Raw genomic sequence first — 12626 nt, 5'->3', positions numbered from 1 at the left:
TTCCGTTCTGATGCGTCACGCCGAGGAGCGCCGGGCCCCTTGCAGAAGGGCACTCAGGATGCACAGCTGTTGCGCCCTGGCCATGCCCTGGCGGCGATGGGGCATGCCCGGCTCGTGGACTAACGAGCAGTGATCCCACGAGTCACCGGTCGCCGGCCTCCTCCTGGCCCGGCCGCGCGGCTCCGCAGCCGTTCACCAACGCGGCGAACGCCCCCACCGATGCCACCCAGCGGACCACGAAGGCCCTCGCCACGCCGCCCTGCTGGTCGCGGTCCCCCTGCCCGATACATACATAGGGCAACGGCAGTGGCCGCAGGCCAGGGCCACGCAGAGCGGACTGTCGAAGACGGCGATCAGCAGGAAACTCGGGCTGTACCAGGCAACCGTGCGCAAGCTCGTCAAAGCCCGCTCAGTCGACGACGTGATCGCCAAGACGTTCCAGCGTGCACACGTCGTCGACCCCTATACCGGCCCACCTCCACCAGCGCTGGAACGAAGACATCCGAAACGCCACCCAGCTCTACCGGGAGATCAAAGGACTTGGTTACCCTGGCGAGGAGTTGGCTGTTCTGGGCTGTCTTCGCCGCTACCGCGACGCGCGGGGCACGCCCCTGATCCAGGACCGACAACCCCTCCGCCCGAGAAGTGGCTTCCTGGCTCTCATCCCCAACACCTCAAAGATGACGAGGCTGACAAGCTGCATCGCCTGCGGGGCCGCGATGCGGACCTGGACCGGCTCACCCTCCACGTCAGGGAGTTCGCCACGGTGATGACACCGTTGAGCGTACAGACTGAGCTGGTTCAGGGATGCCCCCCGATAGCCGTTCTAGCGGGCCGGTGCCTGGTAGAGGCCGCGGCCGGCACGTACGGCCCGGGACGTGGCAATGAGCCGGTCCAGGGTGCTGCGGACAGTGTTGATATCGCCTGTCGTGGAGTCCCGGCCGAGTGCCTTTGCCACGTCGCGTGCCCGCTGAGGAGTGCCAGGCGTCTTCAGAAGGACAGCGGCTACCTGCTCGGTGAGCCGCCCCGGGTCCGGTGTCACGGGAGCGGGCGCCTTCTTAGCTGCTGCCTTAGGGAGGGAGGTCTCTGCCGAAGGCTTCGGCCTACGCCCGCTGGCCCGTGGCGCCTTCTGTGTGCTGGCGGCAAGGGGCGCGGCGGCCTTTTGCGGGGCAGAAGGCTTGCCGCTGCCCGTCGGCGGTGTTGTGTCCGCGCTCCCGGCCGCGAGTGGTGCGGGCGTGCTGGCGAGGGCCAGCAGAGCGGTCAGGGCGTTGCGGACCGAGTTCACCCGCTCGGAAACCGCGGCTAGGTCCTTCCCGAGCTTCTGTTGCAGCTGCTCCAGCCGGGGGAGCTCTTCCTGCAGTTCCGCAACGGTGGCTTCGGCGCTGTGCACGGTGAGGCTGGGGGAAGGCACTGAGTACTCCCGGAGTCTGGAGGCAGTTGGGATCAGATGGCAACGGCCGAGTGCCGCCAGAGTACGTCCCCTCTGGGCGTATACGCAGCCCTCGGGATGGGCGTATCGGTACCTGTCGCACCTGTGTCGGATTCACCCGGGACGGTCAGGCCCATGTTCACCAGGTGCTGGCGCCAGCCTGCATGTGATCGGGCGGCCGCTCAGCTGGCAGCAGTCCGCTCTTCCGGGCGGGAGCGCCGGACTATCCCGAAGGAGCGGTTCCTGGCTGCTGAACGTGCCCCGGTCGGCTGGTCCGGCCGTGGCCATGGCACCGCTGGCAGCTTCTCCGGAGGCGTTGCTTGCCCGGGCTTGTACCGGGAAGAGGCCGGGTGTGCCCAGCCAGCCGCCGGCGGGGTACCGCAGGCCAGGCAGGGCTCGCGAGGTGACTGGTCCTGGGCGTGGCGGGCTGTGGTGCACATAGCCGGGGCCCGGGCCGGTGCGTTCGCCGGAGGCTGGTCCGGGACTGTTCTGTGCGACTGCCGCTGGTGCGACTGCGTGCATCCGGACGTGGGTATTCACGGGGGGTGCACTGGCATCAGCAGCTGGGGCCGCGGTGTGTGGCTGCCGCCCTGCGGCGCAACCCCCGGCCCCGGAGTCGCCTCCGGGACCGGGGGACGCCCGGCCGAGTGGGGACAGCTCAGCCCGTGAGGCCGAGGAGGGAGCCGACGCGCCCGAGGCCCGCGGCCGCACCGGTGGTGGTGGTGCCGGTGCCGGTGGCGGTGGACTGGGTGCTCGTGGTGGTGGTGTCGGCGCTGTCGGCGGTGCTCTCGCCGTTGAGGAGCGGGACGGTGCGCAGGACGTCGTCCAGGGTCAGGACCTCGCTGATGTCAATCAGGTCCCCGACGCCGTGGACGGTGTCGGCGTCGGCGTGGGCGGTACCCGCCATGCCGAGGACGGCGACGACGGCGATGCTGGCACCCGCGAGGGAGCGCTTGAAGGTGTTGTTCATGCTCCCCAGAACACGCGGGCACCGCCCCCGGTCACCGCCCGGCGGCGAGCGCCACTCCAATGCCACTCGGTTCCGGCCGGGAAGCAACTCTGCCGGGAAGCCCGCAAGGGCAAGCTCCAGGCGAGGCTGCATGGTTGCGGGCCTCAGGCGGGCGCGTGCGCCGCGATGGTGGGCTGCGATGGAGCGGGGTGTTTTGCGGTCCACTCCGGCCGTGCGCGCTCTCCTATTCCCCGCACCCGGTCCCACGCGGCCAACATGAAAGGGGACTGGCCACGACGCTGAACAGATCGTCAAACCGGCGATGAGGATCGTCAGCTGCCCAACGGGCAAGGCTGGATCTCCAGGACCCGGCGTTCGGCCTTGAGTAGGGCCCGCTCCAGAGCATCGGTGTTCACCGGCGTCCTGGCCGGCATTCGTTTCCTCCTTGCCGAGGTGGTCCCCTCCGCCGTGTGCACGCCTCTCGCGTACCCGGACTGCTGCCCCACTGCAAGCGGCCGTCAACAGGCCTGAGCCCATCCGGACTGGATGCCGGGCAGCCGGGGGAGACCGGGGACAGTTCCCACGCTCACCGCACAGTGGATCGGCCAGGGAGGCACCCAGCTCTGCCCCGGCGGGTTCGCCACACCTGCGTGGCAGACATTCGGCGCGGCCTCCCCAACGCCTGCAATACACCGGCTTCCGGAGTCGGTCTCATCCACAAGGGACAAGCCCGTGCACCGCTTCCCGGCCCTATCCACCCGATTCGAGCCGGTTCTACGCTTACGGGGCGTCAACCACTGGGTCACTCTCGTTGTGCCTTCTGGCCTCGCTTGCCGAACGCGGCCCCTCTGGTGCTTCCGGACCGGGGCTGACGGAGGCTGAACAGGGCGCGGAGGGATAGAGCGCACGCGGGAGCCGGCGGTGTGTGCTGATCTTGCCTGTGCCGCGGGGGAGACGCAGAGGCGGCACTGCTGACAGCAGGAATACGTCCAGACGACTGCCAGGAACCGGCACCTCGCTGTGCATACTGAAAATGGCGGCATCCAACCCGGGGGAGGGATACCGCCATCGACAAGCTGAGTGCCAAGAGGAGCGCCCTGAGCCCACAGCTGCCGTCGGAGCCTCCCTGCCCGGAAGGCGCCAACACCTGTACGCTACCGACCTCCTCGCCAGCCCTGCGCCGGCCAGTCGGCCCGCTTGCCGGAGGGCACGTGCGTCAGACAGATGGCGTACGGGCCCTGGCCCTGCAGGGGACTGCCAGGCCGGACAGGCGCCACCTGCGAGTTCGCTGCCTGACTCGCGAAGCGGGCTGTTGGCTGCCGTACTAGGCCGGCATGGCCACCACCAGCGCCGTCCATCAGGCCGTCCTCATGGTTCCACCCCTCTCGAGGACGGCGGGGGGCCGATCCCGATGGTGTGCTCCGCGATAGTGCGCTCGATGGCCCTGGCCCGGCTGGACTTGGTGCCCGGGCCGCGCCGGCGGACACCGTCCGCCGGGTCATGGGACGCCTGCAACCGACGGCCTGGCCGTGCTGCTGCCTGCTGGTACAGAGCGCGAGCGTCCCCTGCGGCTGGCGGCGGACGGCAAGAGCGCCCGAGGCTCGCGGACGCGGGCCGTGGCTCATCGCCCGGCCGCCAGACGGCAGGACGGCCACGTCATCGCCCGGAAAAGGATCCCCGGCAGGACCGGCGAGTCCACTGCCTGCTCACCGTGAAGCTCAGCCAGCCCACCCACGGCCGTAAGGGGACCCAAGTCATTCAGGTCCTGACCGTGTCCCTCCTGGGATTTCCTCATGCCTCCGGAAGGCCGCCCGGGTCATTGGGCACGGACGGCCGAAGCCGCGGGCCCGCGTCGCCGTATGTGTCATCACCGGCCTGTCCTCGCGTCAGGCGAAACCGTACTGCCCGCGCCGAGCGGGCAGCGTAAAGCCAGGGTTCAACTACAGATGGTGAGGGGCTGACGAAGACAGTGACGCCAGCAGTGCCGGTGAGATGCGCGCCCGATCCGCACGGAAAGCACCCCGAGGCTGGGCATGGTGGAATAGCTGTATGTGTAACCGGAGATAGTGCGACGTCCCGGGACCGCTCGGATAAGGAGGCGCAGTTATGACGGGAATCACCGGCAGAGACCGCAACATATTCTTGACCTGGCTGGTCTGGCCCTTGCTCACACTCGGTATCTACCACTTCGTGTGGTACTTCAAGATCAACCGTGAGGCCCGCGACTTCGATGACCGCACCGAAGCGGATCCCGTCCTGTCGGTCCTCGCCGTCACGCTGGGAGCCCTGATCATCGTCCCTGTCTTCGTGTCCATCTACCAGTCCGGCGTCCGTATCGCCCTAATGCAGCGTTCCGCAGGTGTCGCCCCGTCCTGTAACCCGTGGATAGGCCTGATCCTGAGCTTCTTCGCCGGGCTTCATGCGCTCTACTACCAGCACGAGCTGAATGAAATCTGGAGGCACTACGGATCGCCCGAGGAGGGAACACACGTGGCTCTGGTGAGCTGACCGTGCCTTCACCGCGCGCAGGTCGGCCACGAAGAACGCCGACGACAGCGCCTTCCCGCTACGTGGAGCAGCAGGGGCGTTGTGATGGGCCCGGCCGGCGCCAGTGCCGCCAGCCGGTAGCCAGCCGAGACGGACGGTACTTCACGGAGGGGCAGACGCGGTTGTTCCTGGAGTGGGGAATCAGATGTACGGCTTCTTCGGAAGAATTCGCCGTTTCGGCGGCCTCCCTGCTTGCAGCAGGTGTGGCGACGTCAGCTTCCGCAGCTCCCGAGCCAGTCGCACGGTGTGCCGCTGCGAACCAGTTGCTCACTGTCCGCGATGCGATCCGCTTCCACTATGAGCACGGAGGCACTGAAGCTCCAGAGTCTGCAAGTGCGTTTGTTAACGGAATTGACACTCCCGGAACTGATCCAGCGGCGGATGACACGACGCAGGGAAACGGTGATGGGTATGTGTGCATCCGGGATAGCAAAGCACCTGGAACTATGATCAATGTGGGCGATAGCAAGGTCACCATCCATCAGCCTTGCTCATTAGTGACGCTCCGCCGGCGGGCCGCCGGGCCGCTCGTGTGCGGTGAGCCGGCAGACCGGACAGATCGAGGGCACGGCTGCCGCATGGATGGATTTCCCGGCCCCGGTCGGATTTACTGCTCCAGGGACAAGAACGTGCTGGCAGCGAGAACCTCGAGCCGTGCCAGGCCGCTGGCTCGCCCCAGGCCAGTGATGTACGGATTTCATGTCGCGGCCGTTACGGTCTTGGCGCTGAGAATGGCGAAACCAGCAGTGACGGGCTGCGGCCAGCAGGTGCCGCCGGAATAGAGCGGACTGGGCCATTCAGGCCAGGCGGGGGCCGCCAGCTAGAGCTGGTTCGGGCTCAGGGCGCTGGCCGGGATCCCGTTAAGGCCCCGATTCGGGGCGCTGCCGGACAAGCCGGCCTGCCTGTGGCGGCCCGCTGGCCCTGCCCGAGTTACGGGACAACCTTCAGCCGAGACGACCAGATGCCCGCCGCGGACCGGCCCAGACTACCCGCCGTCGTCACCCGCGGACCACAGGATGAGAACCGTTCACTGAGTAGTACACGATTGTGATATCGGGATTCGAAGCATTCTTTCCTGAGACCGCCCGGCAGGTGGTATTAGACGGGGCGACCCTCTTTCCGCTGCCCGGCTGTGTGAAGTAGCAGGCTGAGGTGCTGGTATCACCGGTCACTGTAGTAGTGAAGTGGACGAAAAGGGGACCGCCGCTGCCAAACGCATAAACCGATTCGCGCCCGGCGCCATCTACCGCAGGTGCTGTCCAGAAGTCACTTGTTGCGTCGTCTCCGGCTTTTCCGATTACTTGGCTCGGCCGTGTCAGATACTGCTGTGCGAGACTTTCTTTCTGCATGACCATGATTGAATTGCTGTGGTTTATTACGCCTACAGATATGCACTTCTGGCTGCAGTCCTCGAGCTGGTCCTGAGGCGGGTCGACCGCAGCAGCCTGGGCTGGCGTAATCATTCCCGCAAAAGACAGGGAGACTGCTGCTATGAGAAGAGCTTTCATCGGTGGAATTTCCTCCTGGTGGCGGGAACGGTCCGGTACCCGGCCGGGCGCCCGGCCGATGACGAATGCAGCCGTCTTTTGGCTGACTGCGGAAATGACGCTGTGAAAAAAACTACGCCAGCCGCTGCGGCCGGCGGGTCAGCCGACTGCCTGGTCATGCGGCTGATGGGCACAACGCGTCCTGCCCCGTCCGGGACCTGGCCGTCTGCGCAGCCTCGGCGACCGCGGCGTCGACGCCGCGCCGTCGACGGGCCGAGGGCAACTGCCGTCGGCAGCGGTCGGCATGGTCCCGGCGCCGTTCGGGTCGATGAACGCCTTGCCCAGGCCATGCCCTGTCCCGGACCGTGCCCGCCCGCCCCCGCAGCGCCCTGGCCGTTGGCGGGAGCCAGCTCGTCAGCGGTGATGCCGCGTTCGGAGGTGATCGATTAACCCGGTTTTTTCCTGTGGTGCGGGTCGGGGCCTTTGCGTTTCGCTGCGGGCTGCGCGGGGTTCCGCGTCTCCCGGTGGTGGTGCGGGCTTCCTCCGTCCTGGTCATTGCCGGGCGGCGCCGGCCGTCGGGTGACGGCGGGAAGAGCGGGGATAGCAGGCTGCTCGCGCCGAGCACGACCGCGAACTGGACCATCACGGTGCCCGCTCCCGCATCCCGCGGCGAGCTGTCCGGGGGCGTCCTGCTTACGCAGGTAGACCAGTGAGTGTGCACCGGGCCCGGTGGTACGGGCGCAGCCTGCAGGCCCGGCCGCCGTGGCACGCAACGGTGGCTATCGTCACCAGGTCGAGAAGGTCCTCGTCGAGATCGCATGCGGCAGGATAGGGAACACACAGGTGAGGCTACGTTTGGCGGCTTTTCAGACCAGTGGGATGCCCCGTTTGTCACGCCACCGTCAACATACGACCAGCACCTCACACGCCAGCCGTACACATGAAAAAGGCTCAAGGAATATCCCGGGCGGTGCTGTTGCTGCTGAGGGATGCCTGGCGTGATGGCCGGTGCTGCGTCTGAATATTGCCGGGCTGGGCTCCTCCAAAAGATCTGCTGGCTGGCGGGCCCGTTCCGGGGGAGCTGGTGGTCTTGTAGAGACTGATCCGCCGGCATACCGGCCCACGACTCCCCTGTCCAGCGCAGGAGACCGGAGCACCAGCAGATGACAAGTGAGTCTGACCTGTACCGCCAGTCGCGCCGCTACAACTCGGCGGCAGCCCAGTTCTACCGCTGGTTCCAGCTCTATGAACGTCCGCGCAGCCCTGAGCTGGTTGAGCGCCAGCTGCAGTTGTTTGCAGGCAGCTTTGAGATCGTGCCAGCCGTCGGCGACCCGGTCAGGACCCGTGATGGCTACCGGAAGGGCATCACGGCGTACGGCACCCATGACCGGCACGGGCACCACGTGCAGCAGATGACCGTACAGGAACTGGGCCCTGACCGCCTGAGTCTGCAGGCCGACGTGCACTATCAGTGCCGCAGCGCCACCGGGCTGGTCACGGGCACACGCATTTCCTACGAGGGTGAACTGACCGGCTCAGCAGACCTCGAGCCGCTGTTCACACACTTGCGGATTACCCCCCAAGAGCACCTCGTGGCCGGCGACTTCACCGATACCTACCCCGCAAACCGGGCACTGTCGCTTGTCCACCGCTGGCTGTTCCTGGTTGAAGACCCGGCTGCCGGCGTGCACGCCTTTGATGAGCTCCTGGCCCCTGATGAGCAATGCAGCCTGGCCTTCGGCACTGCACTGATCACAAACCGCCGCGCGATGGCTTGCTGGCTTCAGGAGTCGTCTCAGCGCGTGGTGACCAGCAGACACACCGTTGAGGCGTTCCGGGTGACCGGCGCCCGTAACGGAGAGTACAGGATCAGCATGGAATTTGACTGGCACGGAACTGCCGCCGAGGACGGTGCTCTGATGTCCGGACGCATGTACCACCAGTGGACGCTCCTTGACACCGGCGAGCGCTACTGCCGTGTGCTTGAAGCGCGGGCCACTCCCATTGTCCCAATCTCGCGGGCGGTAGCGGGGTAATTTGCCGGGAGACATCCTCACTTCAGCGGGATCCGATGGCCGAGACCGCGCGCCGGCGGGTTTGAACAGGAGACGGCGCGCTTCCCCCTGTCCTGCCCGTCAAGGGAGGCGAGGGAGAGCGCCCGAAGCGGCGGACACTGCGAGGGCGAGTGCCGACGCGGGGTGCACCAGCGGAACAGCTCGTCACAGTGGCGAACCCCCTGTGATGCGGGGCAGAACGAAGACGCCGGACCGTTCCTGACTCGGGTACTGAGTTGCAAACGGGCCGTGTCCGCCAGGAGCTCGAAGGCACGCCGTCCGGCTCGGCCCGCCCCAAGACCTCCGCCAGCCCGGCGAAGAAGTCACCGAACGAGCCCCTCCGGCCGAACCGCCCACGACCGGATATCGCCTCACACCTCGTCCAGGCAGGCACGGCTGCAAATCATGGGGGATGCAGCACCAGCAGGGGGAGGAGTCGGCCGGCGGCCCCCGCAGCCGCCGCGGCCTCCGTCCTGCACGCCGGCGCCTCCCCCCGGCTGTGCAAAGAGGGCGGGCGCGGTGATGCGCGAATACAAAGCTGCGCGGACAATACTTATCTAGAGGATCAGCGGCATGCAGGGCAACGCGGGCCGGCCGGCCGGCCCCACATCCCGGGCTCCGCGCCACCAGCTAGCTCCGCCCCGCCGTGCACGGCCCCGGGTGTATGCGGCCCGTCTGCCCCTGCCACTGCCAGGGGCGCAGAAGTATAACGCCGGACGCGGAGGTGCGGCATGGACGATGACGCTGGCACGCCGAAGGCCGTGGGCCCTCCGCCCCGCCTGCGCGCTCTGCATCGGGCAGTCCAAACATGGCCGCTCACCACCGGTCTTGCCCTGTGCGTCCTGGTTACCGGCGCAGCATCCGGTGCCCTTTGGAGAGCAGCGGAAGACACCCCCTGGTACCCCTACGCTGCCTACGGTGCTCCTTCCCTGGAGAACGGGCGCCTGTGGACGTTCCTCAGCGGGACGTTCTTCGCCGCCTCCCCGTGGCAGTATCTTCCGGTGCTGGGCGGCTTGATCTTCCTGGTGGGGCTGGGGGAAAGGCTCATCGGCACCGGGCGCAGCGCAGTAGTCTTCTGCGCAGGCCAGCTTGGAGCAACCCTGCTGGCGGCTGGTCTGGTGCTGGGGCTGCGCTCCGGGTGGACCTGGGCCGCGGAGCTGGCGCGGCAGCTGGATACGGGACTGTCCGCGGGCGCCCTGGCCACTGGCGCTGCGGCATCGGCTGCGCTGCGGGCGCCGTGGCGCCTGCGGCTGCGTATCGGGCTGGCAGCCTACGCAGTGATCTGGCTGCTGTACTCGGGCACTCTTACCGACGTCGAGCACTTCTTTGCGGTGGCGCTCGGACTGGCGGCGGGACGTGCGATGGTCCCGGCCGCCATTCACGGCAGCGGCAGGGCCAGCCGCCGTGAATGGCGGCTGCTCGCTGTGTCGGGGCTGCTGGTCATTGCCGTGACACTGCTGGTCGTACGCTTCTTCCCGGCCCAGGGGCCGGTGGGGTCTACGGAGGGCCTCGGGGGAGGCACCGCCGGGCTGCTGCTGTCCCTGCTCGTCATTGCTGTGCTGGCCAACGGCCTGAGACGGGGGATGCGCTCGTCTTGGTGGTGGGCGGTGCTCTTCGCCCTGCTCAACGTGCTGCTGGGGCTCTTCATCGCAGCCGTGATCATCATCGGGGAAATCACCGGACTCGAATCCGACGTGAGAGGGCTGCCCGTCCTCGTGCCCCACGCGGTGATCTGGGCTGCGGAGCTGGGGCTGCTTCTCGCCGGCAAAGACGCCTTCCGCACGCCTCCCCGCCGCCGCCGGAACACTCCGCACGCCATCAGCCGCGAGGAGGCCGCCGCCATCCTCATGCTGGAAGGCGGCACCAACCTGTCCTGGATGACAACCTGGCCGGAGAACTCCTATCTTCCTGTCGCTGCCGGGCACGGCTATGTGGCCTATCGTGTGCACGCACGTACCGCGATCGCCCTGGGTGACCCGGTCGGCGCCGCCGCGCACTGCCGCACCGCGCTGGAAGACTTCGACCGTATGTGCGGGGACGCGGGCCTCACGCCCTGCGTCTTTTCCGCAGCCCGTACCACCGCTGAGCAGGCGCAGGCAGCACTGGGCTGGCGGTACGTGCAGGTCGCTGAGGACACCGTTATCGACCTCGAGGCACTGGAGTTCCGCGGAAAGGCATGGCAGGGCGTCAGAAGCTCCCTGAACCGTGCCGGAAGAGAAGGCATCACCTACCGGCTGACCAGCCTTTCCCGAGAGCCCCACCAGGTGGTGTCCCAGGCCAGGGCCATCTCAGAGGAGTGGGTCGGCGATATGGGCCTGCCGGAAATGGGCTTCACCCTCGGCGGGATCGATGAAGCGCTCGATGCGAACGTCCTCACAGGGCTCGCTGAAGATGAAGACGGCCGCCTGCACGGCGTCACCTCCTGGCTGCCCGTCTACGGCCCTGGCCGCACTGTCAAGGGGTGGGTCCTGGACGTCATGCGGCGCCGGAAGGACGGCTTCCCGCCCGTGGTGGAATTCATGATCGCCTCAACATGCACCGCCATGCGCGACCGCGGTGCCACGTACCTCTCACTTTCCGGTGCTCCACTGGCCCGCACCTCCCAGAACAGCGACGACTCGCCCGCTTCGCTCGAGCGGTTCCTCGACCAGCTCGGCGCAGCGCTGGAGCCCTACTACGGCTTCCGCAGCCTCCATACCTTCAAAGCCAAGTTCCAGCCCCGGTATGAGCCCATGTACATGATCTACCGTGATCAGGGCGACCTGCCGCGCATCGGCTCCGCGCTGACACGGGCCTTCATGCCGCACAGCGGCCTGCGCGACTTCATACACCTCACCACCAAGAGCACGTGACGCCCGGCTTCCCCTGCCCTGGCGGCAGGGGCATTGCGCAAATGCTTGCCGGATCTGCCGCCCTGGGACGTGCCGTCGTGTCAGGGTCAATATCCGGTTCTTGGGCGAAAGGCAGCATAGCCAAGGCGGTCTCGTATTCGGCGGGACTGCGGTAGCCGAGGCGGTACCGAGCTCTCGATGCGCTCGAAGATGTCGGTGCGGGCGGCGGCCCTGCTGGCCAGGGGCGAGTGTCGCCGAGCCCGTTCTTGAGGGTGGAGAAGAACGATTCCGCGAGGGCGTTGTCCCGGCACTGGCCGGTGCGTCTGACGGACAGCTGGATGTTGAACTGCGCGGCGAGGGTGGCGAGTTCATGGCTGGTGTAGGGGCAGCTGCGGTCGGAGTGGAAGATCACCGGTCCGGGCGGGCGGCGGGTCCGGCAGGCGGCTGTGAGTGCGTCGGCGACGGGTTCGGTTCGCAGGTGGCCGGCGGTGGCCGGCCCGCGACGCGGCGGGAGGCGATGTCGATATCGGTGGCAAGGGGGTGGAGCCAGCCCTCGCCGGTGGCGATGTAGGTGATGTCGCCGCACCAGCGGGTTTCGACGGCGGCCGGGCCGGGCCGGAAGCCGCGAAGGACCAGGTCAGGCCGGGTGGCCGCGTGCGGGTCACACAAGCAGGCCGCCCTCGCCCTCGCCCGGCGTCGCCTCGACGTGTTGTGGGCCCTCATGCGCGACCAGCGGGCCTTCACTGTGGAGCCACCTCAACGTGGCCTCTCAGCGGCATAGCGCAGTCACCGTCCGCTACCGCGGCCCGTGACAAACCTGATGGGAATCACTGGTCTCCGGCCATCACCTGCCCGCCGAACCCCGACCCGGCGAAGACCGGAAAGGGAGGACGCTCAGCACAATCCCGGGCCCGTGGTGGAACCCGGCGCTACCGCAGCGTCACGCGATGGCCCGAACCCAACCAGGAGGACATCACGGGCAGACCGTCGGACCGGCTGCCCTCACGCGACCGGTGAAGAACCGAGGCCAAAAGGTGCCTCTATGGCTTTCGTCAAGCCGTAGTGGGTGTGGGTGCTTGGTAGAAGGTGCCGTCGCGGAGCATGGCGAAGAGGACGTCGATGCGGCGTCGGGCGAGTGCGATGAGGGCGGCGATGTGGTGCTTTCCCTCGCGGCGTTTGCGGTCGTAGTAGGCGCGTGACTCGGGTTGGGAGAGCGAGGCGAACGCGGCGAGGTAGAAGGCTTCCTAATGTTGTTGTCAAGCTGCGGTGGTTGCTGGGGGTGTGATCTCGTAGCACCGCCGGTCACGGATCAGGGCCCAGATGACGTTG

At 67.5% G+C, this 12626-nt stretch carries 6 protein-coding genes and 1 pseudogene; 3 read left to right on the top strand and 4 right to left on the bottom strand.

All coding sequences use genetic code 11. The features are described from left to right. Positions 1–2087: 2087 nt before the first annotated feature. Positions 2088–2399 (bottom strand): hypothetical protein, encoded by a 312-nt coding sequence (locus ACFZBD_RS33740; RefSeq protein WP_391147233.1) that lies wholly within the window; start codon positions 2397–2399, stop codon positions 2088–2090. A gap of 2085 nt (positions 2400–4484) precedes the next feature. Here ACFZBD_RS33740 and ACFZBD_RS33735 point away from each other — a divergent pair. Further along, a complete protein-coding gene (locus ACFZBD_RS33735; protein WP_391147231.1) occupies positions 4485–4886 on the top strand; it encodes a DUF4234 domain-containing protein in 402 nt (133 codons plus the stop codon). Between the two features lie 1037 nt (positions 4887–5923). Here the strand turns inward: ACFZBD_RS33735 and ACFZBD_RS33730 are convergent. Beyond that, on the bottom strand, positions 5924–6433 hold the full coding sequence (locus tag ACFZBD_RS33730) for a hypothetical protein (protein WP_391147229.1): 510 nt from the start codon (positions 6431–6433) through the stop codon (positions 5924–5926). Between the two features lie 1142 nt (positions 6434–7575). Between ACFZBD_RS33730 and ACFZBD_RS33725 the strand changes: the two genes are divergently transcribed. Next, positions 7576–8448 carry a hypothetical protein gene (locus tag ACFZBD_RS33725; RefSeq protein ID WP_391147226.1) on the top strand — a complete coding sequence of 291 codons (873 nt, stop codon included), beginning with the start codon at positions 7576–7578 and terminating at the stop codon, positions 8446–8448. Between the two features lie 749 nt (positions 8449–9197). After that, positions 9198–11318, top strand: coding sequence for a phosphatidylglycerol lysyltransferase domain-containing protein (locus ACFZBD_RS33720; RefSeq protein ID WP_391147223.1), 2121 nt, complete (start codon positions 9198–9200; stop codon positions 11316–11318). A 387-nt stretch (positions 11319–11705) separates the two neighbouring features. On the opposite strand, the gene ACFZBD_RS33715 is transcribed toward ACFZBD_RS33720, so the two are convergent. Then, on the bottom strand, positions 11706–11966 hold the full coding sequence (locus ACFZBD_RS33715; protein WP_391147261.1) for a hypothetical protein: 261 nt from the start codon (positions 11964–11966) through the stop codon (positions 11706–11708). A gap of 383 nt (positions 11967–12349) precedes the next feature. Then, positions 12350–12538, bottom strand: a pseudogene (locus tag ACFZBD_RS33710) (IS110 family transposase); the annotation flags it as partial. Positions 12539–12626 lie beyond the last annotated feature (88 nt).

This window comes from Streptomyces sp. NPDC008121, from assembly GCF_042957155.1.
GTDB lineage: Bacteria > Actinomycetota > Actinomycetes > Streptomycetales > Streptomycetaceae > Streptomyces.
This window is presented reverse-complemented; position numbering and strand designations above follow the sequence as displayed.